Consider the following 15,360-nt stretch of genomic DNA (forward strand, 5'->3'; position numbering starts at 1 on the left):
ATTATTGAATCAATTAAAAATAACTAAGCTTCGATAACACGTTTAGGTCATGTATAAACGCGAATTCTGGATTAAGGAAGGAAGAAAGAATAGGAAATAGAAGGCTTTTTGGATTTGATGGAATAGGAAATGAGAGTAGAAAAGATATGAACCAAAAAATTAACAGGGGATCTATGGCGAGTGTGTTCAATTTCTAGTCTATTTTTTAGGTAACCAAAAACAGTCTCAATGATAGACCTTTTTCTCAGTAAAATCTTCTCATTTAGCGAAATCAATGTATTTTTCATACCTTTTTTCACGTTGGTAACAAGTTTCAAACCTCGGTCAAACAGCTTCTGAAAAAGCTCTTTTGCAATATAACCTTTGTCACCAAACAAAAGGCCGATTAATTTTTCCGTCAGATTTGGCACAGGTATCCTATCATCAACATTGCCTTTTGTGAGCGTAAGTGCATAAATTTCACCATTTTCATTGATTACCATATGTAATTTGAAACCAAAAAACCAGCCGTAAGTGCTCTTGCTTAATTTTGCAATTCCAGCAAAAACTTTGTTTTTGGATATTCTTTTTGCATGACAAACTGCAATGGGAGTTGTGTCTATATATGAAATTCCAGTGTTTTCTGACTGTCCACAAAGCCAATGCAACAACATTGCTAAATGCCACAAAACCCTAGGCTTTAGAGCAACAAACCTGGTATATGAAGGTAACTTTGGAAACTCTGATTTGTAGAGCAACGTTAGGTAATGTAGATAGAAAGTTTTGAAATTTTTACACGGAGATTGTTGATATAGCAGGATTATTGTCATGATTTCGGAGTGCTCAATTTCCGTTGTTCTTGTGGGTTTTTTACCATTTGGCAGTAGTTTATCTGCAAAATTTTTCTCTATATCTCTGCAAAAATCATCGACCAAACAAAACAGTTTTGTTATATCTTCCATGGGTAACCTCATCTATTTTTTTATAACTGCTGAGTTTACCCTGTTTTCTTGCCTTTTCTATTCTCCTTTAATCCAGAATTCACGTTAGTAGTCAGAGTGTTCACACGAGTAGTTTTGAACATAGTATTCTCCAATGCGCTCAAGAGTTAAAACAGAAATTTGGAGCTCAACCAAATGTACTCAATAAAAAGTTTGAAGATTATATAAACAACTCAGATGAGTTAACAGTTGAACAAAGAAATCAATTGCAGAATTATCTTAACTTTAATAATTCTGATATAGCAAATTGGCGAGAATCAAAAACTGGCCTAACTCTCACACAAGCTGCAAACTTAGTTTCAACTGCTGCTGAGAATCAAAAATCAGATGTGAATTCACTATTACTAATGAATTTAAAGGATGGACTTGGTTTATGTACTCTGGGAATGTTCGATCGTATTATTTATTCGCTTAGTTGTCTTGAAGTACAAAATAATTTCTCGGTTCAAATAAATGGAACAGTGAACGTATTAACGCCTAAAATTACTGAAAGATTTTTAAAAGAATATTGCAATTATAAAAAATTAAAAATTTTGGTAGACAAGTTTGAAGATTTTTACTCCGAAGATTATGCGGATAAAAATAATATAAGCGATGAGGTGAAGAGCAACATTAACCAATCAATAATAGAAATAAGAGAATTTGTCTTTAAAGAGCTTTACATAAAATTTTACGAAGAGTATGGAAAAAGTATTCAAAGAGGTGCCATAAAGCAAAAATTAAGGGAATTAGTTACAGATGATAGTATAAAGGAAGCAGTGTATTATTCAATGTATAATATAGAAATCCCTGCAGAACCACCTACTTATCTTGAAAGAGTAAAAGCATTTTTTGGAGGTCATGCAAGGTCTCCTGCTGTTTAGTAGTGCTATAGCAGAAACTTTTTTATTTTAACTAAAAAAATTACTTCCGCATATTCAAAGTCTCATTATAATGACAATTAGAGATATTTCTCGAGCTCAAAATTTGTCTCCGTCTGCAGACTTTTCATTTAAATTTCAGTTAAAAATGTGGCGTATCTTCTTCAGTGTATGTGGGTGCACACGCATGCTTAATCTCTGCCCAATGTACGTTGCATTTTTTCTGAATCTTGTTCATATGGGGGATTCTATGCCTAAAATTCCAGACACTTGACTTTAGCTAAAAACCATCTGGCGCCTATGGTTTTTTATAGTTTTATCTTCCCTTTTCTGAATGGCTTGCAAGCTGCTATAGCTCACACAGATAAAGTTTACTCTTTTGCCATCCTATGGCTTGACCCATAACTGTACGAACGTTGCAATGTGACACGATGTTGCATAATAAATGATGTCATTCCAGTGCGTGACACTGGAATCCAGTTCTTATTATACAGCTATCTGGTGTACTTATTTAAAATTAAGTTTTCTGGATCTCAGTGCCAAAGCACTGGGATGACACCCTTCCTGGCGGAGATTATTCTCAAATCACAATGTTCGTACAGTTGTGGACTTGACCATAGGATCCAGTCTAAAAAATCTGGATTCCAGCGTCACGCGCTGGAATGACAACTTAAATTGTTCAATACAATCATAAAATTTGTTTCAGTAAACCTAATTTGGTTTAGCTATATCTCTACAAAAACTATATTTTTCTTCAGAAGAGAGTTATATTGTAACTATGGACAAAATAATCATAAAAAAATTTGGTGGGACTTCGCTAACTGATTTAAACCGAGTTGCAAATTTGATAAAAAACGATATTGAGAAAGGTTGTAATGTAATCGTTGTTGTATCTGCTGTTGCAGGATTTACTGACCAAATGGCTTTTCAGGCTAGACAAATCTCAAATTTAAGTTGCAGACAAGAGTTATCAGAGTATGACGTTATGCTTTCAGCAGGAGAGCAAATCTCTTGCGGTCTATTAGCTATCACTCTCCAATCGATCGGAGTTAATGCTAAATCATGGCTTGCCTGGCAGTTACCAATTGTAACTGATGATTTTTATTCTGAGTCTAAAATAAAAACAATAAAGATTGACCGTGTGAAAAGATCTTTTGCTGAGGGTTATACTGCTGCGATCATCGCTGGTTTTCAGGGTATAAATGATGATAGAATCACTACTTTTGGAAGAGGAGGCTCTGATATATCAGCAGTTGCCTTCGCGATAGCCTTTGGTGTTAGAGCTTGCGAAATTTTTACTGATATTGATGGAATATATACAGCAGACCCGAAAATTGTTCCAAAGGCACGCAAGCTCAAATTTATCTCTTACGATGAAATGTTGGAAATGTCGTCATCTGGTGCTAAAATACTGCATAATCGTTCAGTACAACTTGCAATGAAACATAACATTAAAGTGCAAGTGCTATCCACTTTTAAGGAAGTAGAAGGCACCACAGTACTACACAAAAGGGATGTACTAGAGAGATACTTAATTACTGGAATAACTTATAGCACTAATGAAGCTCTTGTAACTTTCACTAACCTTGCAAATAACTTGCGTACTTTAAGAGATATAGCAGGAGCAAACGTTAAAATTGATATGATACATGGGTCAAGTTTTGTTATCTCCAAATTTGATATTGATTTAATGGAAAAGTTACTGAATAAGAATGAAAATTATGCTATAAACGATAATGTAGCTAAAATTTCAATAATTGGTATTGGTGTTATGTCTAACACTGAAGTGATGCACCGCACACTCAAGGTTTTAAGCGAAAAAAAGATAGAAATACTTGCTATCACAACCTCTGAAATCAAAATCAGTATAATTGTTCAAAAAGAATGCGCTGTAGCTTTAGTCAAAGATTTACATAATGAGTATGAGCTTGATATGCAGCACTAGGATAGGCTTGACGTCCAGTTGTCTAAGAGTATGTCTTGAAAAGGAATGAGGAAAAAAATATGATAGTGTAAGTAAAAAATAGGAGGGAAAATTGTATCCAAGTGATAAGGAATGGGAAATTTTGGAGCCACATGTTGCACAAGGAAAGATAGGGAGGCCAAGAAAGCACAATATCAGAACAATTATTAATGCAATAAGGTATATAATGAGATGTGGTTGTCAATTGAGAATGCTGCCGAAAGATTTTCCTCCATGGAAGACGGTGTATGACTATTTTCTCAGGTGACGTAGTAATGGCAAATTGGAAAAAATACATAATATGCTAGTAAAAGAGGTAAGAAAAATGTTTGGTAAAAATGAAACACCTTCAGTAGGAATAATTGACAGTCAATCAGTAAAAACCACTCAAAAAGGGGATCCAGAGGATATGATGCTGGAAAAAAAATAAAGGGTAGAAAACGTCATATTGTTGTAGATACAGTGGGCCTAATTATTGCGGCTGATGTTCATAGTGCAAGTGTTCAAGATCGTGATGGTGCTCTAAATCTTTTCACTCAAACTAAATACAAGGCTCCAACTTTACGTAAGTTTTTTGCTGATCAAGGATACATAGCAAAACCGCTGTTTATTGGAGACAGGATACGATTACCAAGAAAGCTGTTGATGTTACAGGATTTTTCGACAATCTGGACCACAATTTAGCACTGCAGGCTATCAAGAAGCACACAGACTGCAAATGGGTCATACTGTATGTTGAAAGGTGGATGAAATCCCCTATTCAGCAAGCAGATGGCAGTAAGGTAGTTAGGGAAAAAAGGAGTTCCGCAAGGAGGTTCAATAAGCCCAATCATTTCAAACATATTTATGCACCATGCATTTGATATATGGATGAAACAAAATCACCCAACAGTACCATTTGAAAGATATGTGGATGATGCGATAGTGCACTGCAGAACTAAAAGACAGGCAGAATTTATGCGAGCAGCAATCGAAGAAAGATTGGCACAATGTAAGCTAAAATTGCAACCTGATACCAATGCCATTGCAAAACTCCATCATTATACTTTCTTAGTATAACCTTCTCACTTCTATTGTCTATTTGTTTGTTATGTAATAGAAATTGGTATGAGATTGAAGAATTAAGTGTGAACGGTTACAGAATTTTTGCCAGGAGAAACATATAGTTGAAGTAATTCAGATTTGTAAGATATGTTTATCTGCAATTATAGCTTCAACAGTAGGCAATGTTGCTTTTAATTACCTCAACATTTTCTCTTGGCAATTCTTTAATGAACCGAGAAGTGCGCATCGGTTGCCACTGGTTGTTAATTTCCCTCCTATCTGCACATGAAATGATTAACCTTTCTTTGGCTCTGGTTATGCCAACATATGCGAGTCTCCTTTCTTCTTCTAAAGCTTTACCACTTTTGTCATCAAAAGATCTTTGATGAGGAAATAATCCCTCTTCCCAACCAGGTAGAAACACGCACGGGAATTCAAGTCCTTTGGCTGCATGAAGAGTCATAACATATACGGTGTCATCGTTATTCATATTATCCACTTCCATCACCAGACTTATATGCTCCAAGAAAGTTGTGGCATTATCGAAATTTTTTAAAGATGAGATGAGCTCTTTAACATTTTCTATTCGTGCTAAGCCTGTTACCTCCTCATTTTCAAGCATTTCAATATATCCTGATTGGTTTGCTACGATTTTAACGAATTCATGCAGTGGTTTTACGCTTACTATTTCTTCCCAAGCTTTAATTTTATTTAAAAAATCGTTGAGTGAGAGTTTAATTCTTTCGGTTACCTGATTACTATTAACTAATATTTTTGCTGCCTCAAAAAAAGAAATTTTGTTATCCTGAGCAGTCGTGTATATTTTCTTTAGAGTTGTAGCTCCTATGCTTCTTTTTGGCCGATTTACTATCCTTTCGAAAGCTAAGTCATCGTTATTGTTTGTAACGAGTCTTAAATATGCAATTATATCCCTGACTTCCTGACGTTCGTAGAATTTTACGCCACTTATAATCTTGTAGGGAATTGAATATTTTATAAAATACTCTTCCAGAACTCTAGTTTGAAAAGTGGCCCTTACCAGCACTGCAATGTCACTAAATCTGTATTTATTGAGCTTTAATATCTGTTCGCTTATGAACCTTGCTTCAGCTTTCCCATCCCATAATTTTATTAGATTTACCTTTTCCCCTTCAATGTTTGTTGTCCACAATTTTTTTTCTAAGCGAGTCTTATTGTGATTGATAACATATGACGCAGTTGCAAGTATGTGGGATGTTGACCTGTAGTTACACTCTAGTTTAACGGTTTTTGCATTTTTAAAATCATCAGAAAACTTCAAAATATTTTCAACTTCTGCACCACGCCAACTATATATCGACTGGTCATCATCTCCTACACAGCAAATATTTGAGTGCTCTTTTGCAAGGTATTTTAGCCAAAGATATTGTATCGCATTTGTATCTTGATATTCATCTACCATGACATATTTAAACTTGTTTTGGTAGTAGGACAGAACTTCGGTCTTTTGATTAAAGAGCTGTATGTTATATAGCAATAAGTCACCAAAATCGACAGAATTAAGGAATTTCAACCTTTCCTGATACTGGTGATAGACCTTGAGTGCAGTTACATATACTGGCCTAAATGATTGAATATCTTCCACTTCAGATGGCAATAAGCACTTCTCTTTCCATTGCTGAATAATATTCATAATGGTCTTACATTTTTCTGATAGGTAATCAGGATTTATTTCATTGATAATATTTTTTATTACCTGTAATTGGTCATCCACACCAATGATTGTAAAATTGGGGTTTAAGCCCACTATTTCTGCGTGCAGGCGCAAAATTTTTGCTGCAATTGCATGGAAAGTGCCAAGCCATGGTATGTTTGTGCCCGTTAGCTCAAGTACCCTTGATACCATCTCATTTGCTGCTTTATTTGTAAATGTAACTGCTAATATCTCATCAGAATAAGCGTGACCGTTTCTAATTATGTGTGCTATTCTTGAAGTAATCGTTCTTGTTTTTCCCGTCCCGGCTCCTGCCAGTATCAAAACTGGTCCATCTATGTTAGTTACAGCTGATTGTTGTTCTGGATTTAGCAGTGAGAGATAATCGTTCATCGTAGCCCTATAGATTATAACTTCGTAAAGTTAAACCTATGATCAAAGTATTGTAAAGGTTTTATTGAATAGAGCAGTTAAAGAATGCTTCACTCAAGTACTACATATTTAAACGTAGATCTATCTTGTTGGGGTAGTTTCAAGTGTATGCTGAGTAACAACAACTTGATTTAAGTCATTGGCACCAGAACTTCTGCTTGTTGGGTGGATAGGTGAAGTTTGGAATGGCTTATATGTACAATTTAGTTCCTTCATTTCTATTTCTTCAACTTCAACAAGGGGTTTTTCTCTTGGGGTATAGTGATTATGCGTTGCAGGTCGTTCAGTGAGATTTTCATATGTTTCTTTCAACCAAGTTCCGATATCATACACAAGTCCATACGCTTTTTCTTTAAATTCTCTCAATGATCTACCTAAACTGGCTGGTGTGTTATTAAAGTAAATTGTCACATAATCTCTTGTAGTGTACTGATAACTTTCTCTATTTAATTTACCACTTTGTGTATTACAAGTGTTATTACTTTGAAAATAACCAAATATGTTGTACATTTTAAGCCGCCATTAATTACTAACATACACATATTATATATTGATAAATTAAAATAGTCAAGGATAAATTAAGGGTTTAGTGTATTGATTAAGCACTTAGAAAGCGCTCTGTATAATAATTTAAAATGGAGCTGGAGCTTTGTAGTATAATGTTTTCAAACGTTTAATATAATATTGACTTTACCACGATAGTCACTTTAAATTAGTAACTATTGTTGCAGTTAAAGTATCAATGCCTTTTTTCTTTTATTTTTTCGCAATTCTTAGCATTTTATCTGCTGTTTGTGTAATTAGCGTAAGAGATCCTGTGCATGCAGTATTATTTTTAATTTTCACCTTCGTTAACTCTGCAGTGCTTTTTATTCTCCTTGGAGCTGAATTCATTGCTATGATGGTGCTGATAGTATACATCGGTGCAGTTGCAGTGTTATTCCTTTTTGTGGTTATGATGCTCGATATTGATTACATAAGGTTGCGCCAGGGTTTTGCAAAGCATTTCACTCTTGGTGCTATATTATGTGTTGTGTTTTTTCTAGTCATCAGTTTTGTTATTCGCAGCTCAGCACCAAATATAAGCAATGTTATAAACTATAATACCAATAACGTGAAAGCTATCGGTAATTTGCTCTACACTGACTATATGTATGCTTTTCATCTTTCTGGTATTCTGCTGCTTGTTGCAATTGTTGGTGCAATTGCTCTTACTTTGCAAGACAAGAAAAAAGGAATTAAAAGACAGAATGTTTTAAGGCAATTGACGCAATCTTCATCTGTAAAATTGGTTAAGGCTAAATTTGGAAAAGGAGTGGAATGGAAATAGGATTAAATCATTTTCTGATAGTTGCTGCTATTTTGTTCACTATTGGAGTGTGCGGTATTTTCATTAACCGTAAGAGCATAATCAACATACTGTTATCAATAGAAATATTATTGCTTGCAATTAATATCAATTTAGTTGCTTTTTCTGCCTTTATGAATGATATAGTTGGGCAAATTTTTGTGATGTTTGTGTTGACTGTTGCGGCAGCAGAGTCAGGAGTTGGGCTTGCAATATTGGTTGTATATTATAGAAGCCGTGGCAATATAGACGTTGAACAAGCAAATTTAATGAAAGAATGATGGATATACTGAAATTAATAGTATTTTTGCCACTTTTTGGTTCACTATTTGCAGCACTTTTTAGAAAGGATGTTTTTGGTCAGTTAATTACAACGGCAGGGATTGGAATATCTGCAGTTTTATCTTGGTATGTTTTTCTCACCTTCTCTGAAAACTATCATTTAGTTTTATTTCCTCTATTTTCATTAAGTGTATTAAAAGTAAATTGGGCAATTAGTGTGGATGCTCTCTCATCCTTAATGCTTATTGTTATTACCACCGTTTCGCTGGTAGTGCATCTCTATTCTATCGGCTATATGGAGCATGGGAAGTCGAGGTTTTTTTCTTACCTATCGCTATTTACGTTTTGCATGATTGTGCTGGTTGTAAGCGATAATTTCGTGCAGCTTTTTTTTGGCTGGGAAGGGGTTGGCCTGTGTTCTTATTTACTCATAGGATTTTGGTTCCAAAAATATTCTGCAAATAATGCAGCAATTAAAGCATTTGTTGTAAATAGGGTAGGAGACTTTGCACTATTAATTGGAATCTTTCTTATTTATTATACATTTCACTCTTTGAAATTTACTGAAGTTTTTGACACATCTGATCTTCTTGGCGCGCAGAACATTAGGGCATTCTGCTGTGAATTCAAAGTAATTCATATAATATGCATATTACTTTTTATTGGCTGTATGGGTAAATCTGCACAGCTTGGTTTACATGTTTGGTTGCCAGATGCAATGGAAGGGCCAACCCCTGTTTCTGCACTCATTCACGCAGCAACGATGGTAACAGCAGGTATATTTTTAATAGCAAAATGTTCTCCATTGTTTGAGTTATCAAATGTGGCACGAGAACTAATAGTTATTGTTGGTGCGCTCACTGCTTTTTTTGCAGCTACTGTTGCGATTACTCAGAATGATATAAAGAAGATAATTGCTTATTCAACCTGCAGTCAACTTGGTTATATGTTCATGGCATGTGGGCTTTCTGCTTACAATGTTGCTATTTTTCATTTAATGACCCACGCTTTTTTTAAAGCTCTACTATTTCTTGGTGCTGGCAATGTAATTCATGCAATGCATCATGAGCAAAACATTCAGAAAATGGGAAATTGCTGGAAGAAAATCCCTTGCACTTACACTCTCATGTGGATTGGGTCTCTTGCGCTTTCTGGAATATTTCCATTTGCAGGTTTTTATTCAAAAGACTTGATAATTGAACATGCTTATAGCACGGATAGCTTTGCTTTTGTAATAAGCTTAGTTGTTGCATTCTTCACAGCGTTTTACTCTTGGAGGTTATTGCTTCTTGTGTTCCACAGCCAAAAACAAAGTGAAATTAATATACATGAAGCACCGAAGATTATGCTTATACCATTACTGATACTTGCTTTTGGATCGGTATTTTCTGGAGTATGGGGAGCAAATATTTTGAACATAACTAGTAATGCGTTTTGGAAATCAAGTTTAGTGATGATTGATGAGCATGGAGTTCATAATTTCTTTATAAAACTACTGCCAACCTTAGCAAGCCTAAGTGGAATAGCACTTGCGTACCTAATTTACCAATATCAAGTAATTAGACAAATTAAGAGTAAATTTTTACTTAAGTTTTTGCAGAATAAATGGTACTTTGATGAGGTGTATGAGTTTGTTATCATTGCACCGATAAGGTTTATATCTAAGCTTCTATGGAAGTTTGATGTTAAGGCTATTGATTCATTTGGGCCAAATGGTGTTGTAAGGTTGGTTAATGAATGTTCAAAAAGTTCTGTAAAGTTGCAAACTGGTTATATATTTGATTATGCATTTATTATGTTTGTTACTCTAACAATCGGTGCTTTATATATTATTGGAATTAAATAGAAGGTGTTGTTACTTAGTATATTCTTGCTTCCACTGGTAGGAGCGTTGATTTTATCCTTAATCAGGATTAATCATCAATCTATACACTTAAGATTCCTTGCTCTATTTTTTGCTGTACTTCCATTTTTGCTTAGCATTGTAGCTTGTATAGAATTTGATTATAACGATGCGGACTTTCAGTTTGTCAGCTACCCAATTAGAAATGTTGGAATAGGGATAGATGGTATATCGTTGCTTTTCCTTCTGCTTACAACTTTCTTGTTTGTAATTTGTATACTCTACAACTGCAAAATGAGTTATACAACCCTTAGGCTATATATGGCATTATTTCTACTGCTTGAGAGTGTTGTAGTCGGTTTTTTCGTTTCACTGAATGCTATAAGCTTTTATGTGTTTTTTGAAGCTGTTTTAATACCAATGTTCTTTATTATTGGCATTTGGGGAGGAAAACACAGGGTATATGCAACGTTTAAGTTGTTTCTTTATACATTAACTGGCTCATTATTATTTCTACTTGGATTGGTGTACATCTATAGCACTTTTGGGACGTTTAATATACAAAAATTAGCTACATTAGTGCCAAACCTTGATCTTGAAGTGCAGTCATTGCTGTGGATTGCATTTTTTATTTCTTTTGCAATAAAAGTACCGATGTTTCCATTTCACACTTGGCTTCCTGATGCACATGTGCAATCACCAACTTCTGGATCTGTGATTTTAGCTGGCTTGCTTATTAAAATGGGGGGATATGGATTTTTAAGGTTTTCTATTCCAATGCTTCCTCAGGCAAGTTTGTATTTTTCAAATTTCGTTGTTGTGCTGAGCATTATTGCGGTGATATATGCTTCGCTAGTTGCGTTTGCTCAAGATGATATAAAGAAGTTAATAGCTTATTCTTCAATAGCACATATGGGGATCGTTACCGCTGGCCTCTTTTCATTTTGTGAGGAAGGAGTACTGGGTAGTATATTTCAAATGATTAGTCATGGCCTTATTTCTGCTGCTTTATTTTTATGTGTTGGAATGCTATATACTCGAACTGGGACTTTGGAAATTGCAAAATATTTTGGCATAGTAAACACAATGCCAAAATTTGGTTTTATGTTCATTTTATTTTCAATGGCTTCAATAGGGCTACCTGGAACATCTGGGTTCGCAGGTGAGTTTTTGGCTATGGTTGGGATGTTTAAGAGCATAGGGTTTTTTACAGGATTTATCGCACTTGGCACTATTTTAAGCGCAGTTTATATGCTGAATTTATGTAAGCAAATAATATGGGGGGTTAGCTATTCTAAATTATTAAATAACCTTTTGGATAGCATAGAATTTTCTGTCTTAATTCTGCTTGCAGTGTTTGTTATTTTGCTTGGATTTTACCCAACCCTTGCACTGAATTATTTGAAGCCATGTATGGCAAATTTGTTAGTCAAATATAATGCGCTATGAATTATATACAGATATTGCCGGAAACGTTCTCTATTATCTCCTCGTTAGTGTTGCTGCTGCTTGGGATTATATTTAACCGCCGAACTATCAACTTATTAGCACTTGGCTGCACAGTGATAACTTTGATTATTTTAATTATTTCGGCAGAAAACAATGAAATTTTTCTCTTTAATTCGTTGTTAAAACTCAATTTATACATCAGATTAGCTCAAGGATTGATTCTTACCACAGGAATTTTAATACTTTTGCTGCTGAGTTTATCAAAATATGACTATAAATATGAATTTTCAATACTGATTCTTTTTGCGCTATTTGGCATGATAACTTTGGTTTCAGCAAATAGCTTGATTTCTTTCTATTTAGCTTTTGAGTTGATGAGTATATCTTTGTATGTTCTTGCGAGCTTTAATAAAGATTCAGCTTATTCATGTGAAGCAGGAGTGAAATATTTTACACTTAGTGCACTATCTTCCTGCATTATGCTATATGGAATGTCGCTGCTTTATGGATATACAGGACAAGTCAATTTCTCTGAGCTCAGTTCATTCTTGCAAAACCATCAGATAACTTATGGAATAGTTTTTGGGTTAGTCTTTGTCCTAATTGGTTTGTGTTTCAAGCTTGCTATTGTTCCTTTTCATATGTGGGCTCCAGATGTCTATCAAGGTGCACCTACCATAGTAACTGCGTTTTTTTCTACAGCTCCAAAAGCTGCACTTGTAACATTTTTAATTCGATTGATGAATGAAGAGTTAGTAAATGTAAAAAGTTATGTTCAGCCTATTTTCTTATACGTTTCAGCATTGTCTGTGCTTATCTCAGCTTTTGGGGCCTTGCATCAGCAAAACTTAAAAAGGCTGCTTGCTTACAGTTCAATTGGTCACATTGGTTTTATATTTGCTTCACTTTCTATTTTTACACAAGCAGGAACAGATAGTGCCTTAATGTATTTGGTGATATATATCATCACAAGCATAGGGCTATTCTCATATCTCGTACAAATTGACGATGACGATTGTGATATTGCAAATTTATCTGGTATAGGGAAGAAACGCCCAATTGTAGCATTTCATTTTTCTGTGCTGTTACTCTCGATGTCGGGAATACCTCCACTTGCAGGTTTTATCGCTAAATTTTTTATATTCAAAAGTTTAATAAATTCTGGCTTTATCAGCCTGTCTTTGATCCTTGTAATAGCGAGTGTGATATCATGCTACTATTATTTAAATATCATGAAAGTTATGTATTTTGATAAAGCTAGTGGTAATAAGGTTGCTTATTCTAAGGGTCTATTCATTATCACTTCAGTGGCTTCACTGATCAACCTCGTTCTTTTCTTGTATGTAGAAGATCTTTACTCACTCATTGAACTAAAGGGCTGACAAGGTGATCCCTGAGGGTTTTTATATTCATCATTACAAAGAAGTTTCAAGCACTAATACAGAAGCGTTGGATTTAATTGGGAGAGGAATATCAAATGAAACCGTTATTATTGCCGACAAACAAACAGAGGGTAGAGGACGCACTGGAAAAAACTGGATTTCTCCAGAGGGTAATTTTTATGCGAGTTTGGTGATAAACCTCTTTAACGATTATCTGAATGAAAGCCAGCTTTCGGTGTCATTCCAGCGCGTGACGCTGGAATCTAGAAAAAAAGAAGAATGGTCAAGCACACAACTGTACAAACGTTGTGGTATTCCCACCAAGGATAATGTCATCCCAGTGCCCAGACACTGGGATCCAGAAAACTTAATTACAAATGGGCACATCAGGCAACTGTGTAATAAGAACTGGATTCCAGTGTCACGCACTGGAATGACACCACATACCACCTGCAAATTGCAATGTTCGCATAGTTATGTGTCAAGCACTGGGGAAAATACTGGGATGACAGAAAGAGGTTTAATGAATCAAGTTAGCAAATTAACAGAATTGACTTTTGTTACTGCTCTTGCCGTTAGAAATACTATACTGTCATTTATAAATGGTCTAAATCTCCAGTATAAATGGCCAAATGACATTCTAATCGATGGCAAGAAAATAAGTGGAATATTGCTTGAAAAAAGATCCAATTCGAATTGGCTCATTATAGGAATTGGAATTAATGTCAATCATGCACCACTTCCAGGAACAACGTGCATTAGCAATTACGGTGAGTCTGTGTCTAACATAGATCTACTAAAAAAATTAATAATAAATTTTAATAAGCTAAGAAAGCAATGGCTATTTGATGGGTTTTATGCTATAAGAGAAATGTGGTTAAAAAAAGCATTCAAAATGAATGAGCAAATCAGTGTAAAGTTAGCTGACAAATTGTATGAAGGAATTTTTGCTGATATAGATAAAAGTGGTAAATTGGTGTTGCAGCAAAAGGATGGAAGCTTAATTTATTTTGATGCAGGTGAGTTATTTATTAACGATATATTATGAACACGTATGTGATTTTTGCTTACCTTATTAGTCTTACATTGATTACCGGAGAACTGATCCTTACCATTTCTTGCTATATTAAAAGTAAAAAAATTCTAGAAAGCCTGAAAGATAATAATGAAGAAGAAACATAAGCGATTACTTATAACTTCAGGAATTTTCTGCTTTTTAAGTTGTGCAGTTTTTTTTATTTTAACAACGCTCAAAGAAAATATCTCATTTTTCTATACAGTAAGTGAGGCAATAGTTTTACCAAATAATCAAAAGCCAATCCGTGTTGGTGGAATGGTTGTTGAAAATAGCGTGATACGAAGCGAAAGCGAAGTAGTTTTTCAAATGACAGATTTTAACAAAAGCGTTGTAGTGAAATACCAGGGAATACTTCCTCCAATGTTTTCAGAAAAAAGTGGTGTTGTTGTACAAGGTAAAATGTTTGATAATAGTACTTTTCTTGCAGATACAGTGTTTGCAAAACATGATGAGAACTATATGCCGAAAGTTTTAAAATAGATTTCCTAACTCAGCTATATTAAAATAGCATATGGAGAAGGTAACAGCCTGATATCAGGCTATTACCTTTTTTATTAAAGCAATCCGTTCTCTTCACCAGTAATATGGAGTAATGGAGGAGCTTCTCCAATATCTGGAATCGAATTCCTAAGATCTGCAAGTTCACTATCTATACTACTTGTCTTGCTGTCTATACTATCTATGGTTGATGATAATTGTGTTATTATACCACTTTGAATTGCACTATCCATATTTTCGTCATACTTATTAATGCTGTTTATCAAGCCATCATAAAAATTTTTAAGGTGCTTTATGGTCAATGTAATTTATGGCATCTTATCAATCTCTTCTTGTGTCATATCTTTGGTTATATCAAATTCTTCCTTTGTTTTACCACTGACAATCTTCTTTATTATTGGCTTTTCAAAGCTTGGTTTATCAAACTTCGGCTTCTGAAGTTGCAATGCATTATTTGATACAACTTCTTCACTAGAATATAATTTTATATTTTTATTCATAATGTTAC

18 protein-coding genes and 1 pseudogene are annotated in these 15,360 nt (G+C 34.6%); 13 read left to right on the top strand and 6 right to left on the bottom strand.

The window, feature by feature from the left end; genetic code table 11:
• Positions 1–71 precede the first annotated feature (71 nt).
• Complete coding sequence (locus tag OPR49_RS05620; RefSeq protein WP_458694421.1) at positions 72–941, bottom strand: IS982 family transposase; 870 nt, start codon at positions 939–941, stop codon at positions 72–74.
• Between the two features lie 245 nt (positions 942–1,186).
• On the opposite strand from OPR49_RS05620, the gene OPR49_RS05625 reads away from it, so the two are divergent.
• The gene (locus OPR49_RS05625; RefSeq protein WP_265026898.1) at positions 1,187–1,843 is read left to right on the top strand and encodes a hypothetical protein; all 657 of its coding nucleotides are present in this window, start codon (positions 1,187–1,189) and stop codon (positions 1,841–1,843) included.
• Between the two features lie 401 nt (positions 1,844–2,244).
• Here the strand turns inward: OPR49_RS05625 and OPR49_RS07785 are convergent.
• Positions 2,245–2,373, bottom strand: a pseudogene (locus OPR49_RS07785) (WPE palindromic element domain-containing protein); the annotation flags it as partial.
• A gap of 245 nt (positions 2,374–2,618) precedes the next feature.
• On the opposite strand from OPR49_RS07785, the gene OPR49_RS05630 reads away from it, so the two are divergent.
• From OPR49_RS05630 to OPR49_RS05640, 4 genes are all read left to right on the top strand, one after another.
• Positions 2,619–3,785 (top strand): aspartate kinase, encoded by a 1,167-nt coding sequence (locus OPR49_RS05630; protein WP_265026899.1) that lies wholly within the window; start codon positions 2,619–2,621, stop codon positions 3,783–3,785.
• Between the two features lie 91 nt (positions 3,786–3,876).
• Positions 3,877–4,071: a transposase gene (locus OPR49_RS05635; RefSeq protein WP_265026900.1), complete on the top strand. Its 195-nt coding sequence runs from the start codon at positions 3,877–3,879 to the stop codon at positions 4,069–4,071.
• A gap of 179 nt (positions 4,072–4,250) precedes the next feature.
• The gene (locus OPR49_RS07665; RefSeq protein WP_406833436.1) at positions 4,251–4,487 is read left to right on the top strand and encodes a hypothetical protein; all 237 of its coding nucleotides are present in this window, start codon (positions 4,251–4,253) and stop codon (positions 4,485–4,487) included.
• 162 nt (positions 4,488–4,649) lie between these two features.
• Entirely contained in the window at positions 4,650–4,862 is a 213-nt protein-coding gene (locus OPR49_RS05640) for a hypothetical protein (protein WP_265026901.1), read from the top strand.
• A gap of 154 nt (positions 4,863–5,016) precedes the next feature.
• Here OPR49_RS05640 and OPR49_RS05645 read toward each other — a convergent pair whose 3' ends face one another.
• On the bottom strand, positions 5,017–6,933 hold the full coding sequence (locus tag OPR49_RS05645; RefSeq protein WP_264338041.1) for an ATP-dependent helicase: 1,917 nt from the start codon (positions 6,931–6,933) through the stop codon (positions 5,017–5,019).
• 120 nt (positions 6,934–7,053) lie between these two features.
• Positions 7,054–7,482, bottom strand: coding sequence for a WD_0964 family protein (locus tag OPR49_RS05650; RefSeq protein ID WP_265026902.1), 429 nt, complete (start codon positions 7,480–7,482; stop codon positions 7,054–7,056).
• A 232-nt stretch (positions 7,483–7,714) separates the two neighbouring features.
• On the opposite strand from OPR49_RS05650, the gene OPR49_RS05655 reads away from it, so the two are divergent.
• Genes OPR49_RS05655 through ccmE form a run of 8 tightly spaced genes read left to right on the top strand, consistent with a single transcriptional unit; the run spans position 7,715 to position 14,834 of the window.
• Complete coding sequence (locus tag OPR49_RS05655; protein ID WP_265026903.1) at positions 7,715–8,302, top strand: NADH-quinone oxidoreductase subunit J; 588 nt, start codon at positions 7,715–7,717, stop codon at positions 8,300–8,302.
• A complete protein-coding gene (gene nuoK / locus OPR49_RS05660) occupies positions 8,293–8,601 on the top strand; it encodes an NADH-quinone oxidoreductase subunit NuoK (RefSeq protein WP_019236815.1) in 309 nt (102 codons plus the stop codon). The genes OPR49_RS05655 and nuoK overlap by 10 nt, the downstream gene beginning before the upstream one ends.
• Positions 8,598–10,448 carry an NADH-quinone oxidoreductase subunit L gene (gene nuoL / locus OPR49_RS05665; RefSeq protein ID WP_265026904.1) on the top strand — a complete coding sequence of 617 codons (1,851 nt, stop codon included), beginning with the start codon at positions 8,598–8,600 and terminating at the stop codon, positions 10,446–10,448. Before nuoK ends, nuoL begins: the two co-directional genes overlap by 4 nt.
• Before the next feature lie 3 nt (positions 10,449–10,451).
• A complete protein-coding gene (locus OPR49_RS05670; RefSeq protein WP_265026905.1) occupies positions 10,452–11,894 on the top strand; it encodes a complex I subunit 4 family protein in 1,443 nt (480 codons plus the stop codon).
• A complete protein-coding gene (locus OPR49_RS05675; RefSeq protein WP_265026906.1) occupies positions 11,891–13,276 on the top strand; it encodes an NADH-quinone oxidoreductase subunit N in 1,386 nt (461 codons plus the stop codon). The genes OPR49_RS05670 and OPR49_RS05675 overlap by 4 nt, the downstream gene beginning before the upstream one ends.
• A 4-nt stretch (positions 13,277–13,280) precedes the next feature.
• Entirely contained in the window at positions 13,281–14,324 is a 1,044-nt protein-coding gene (locus OPR49_RS05680) for a biotin--[acetyl-CoA-carboxylase] ligase (RefSeq protein ID WP_265026907.1), read from the top strand.
• On the top strand, positions 14,321–14,458 hold the full coding sequence (locus tag OPR49_RS07790) for a CcmD-like small membrane protein (RefSeq protein WP_006012903.1): 138 nt from the start codon (positions 14,321–14,323) through the stop codon (positions 14,456–14,458). The genes OPR49_RS05680 and OPR49_RS07790 overlap by 4 nt, the downstream gene beginning before the upstream one ends.
• Positions 14,442–14,834: a cytochrome c maturation protein CcmE gene (ccmE, locus tag OPR49_RS05685; protein WP_264702474.1), complete on the top strand. Its 393-nt coding sequence runs from the start codon at positions 14,442–14,444 to the stop codon at positions 14,832–14,834. Before OPR49_RS07790 ends, ccmE begins: the two co-directional genes overlap by 17 nt.
• Positions 14,835–14,908: 74 nt before the next feature.
• On the opposite strand, the gene OPR49_RS05690 is transcribed toward ccmE, so the two are convergent.
• Together OPR49_RS05690 and OPR49_RS05695 are read right to left on the bottom strand one after the other, a co-directional pair.
• Positions 14,909–15,085, bottom strand: coding sequence for a hypothetical protein (locus OPR49_RS05690; RefSeq protein WP_265026908.1), 177 nt, complete (start codon positions 15,083–15,085; stop codon positions 14,909–14,911).
• Between the two features lie 75 nt (positions 15,086–15,160).
• Positions 15,161–15,352 (bottom strand): hypothetical protein, encoded by a 192-nt coding sequence (locus OPR49_RS05695; protein WP_265026909.1) that lies wholly within the window; start codon positions 15,350–15,352, stop codon positions 15,161–15,163.
• Between the last annotated feature and the right edge of the window lie 8 nt (positions 15,353–15,360).

The sequence above is a fragment of the Wolbachia endosymbiont (group A) of Bombylius major genome, from assembly GCF_947251895.1.
Classification (GTDB): Bacteria; Pseudomonadota; Alphaproteobacteria; order Rickettsiales; family Anaplasmataceae; genus Wolbachia; species Wolbachia pipientis.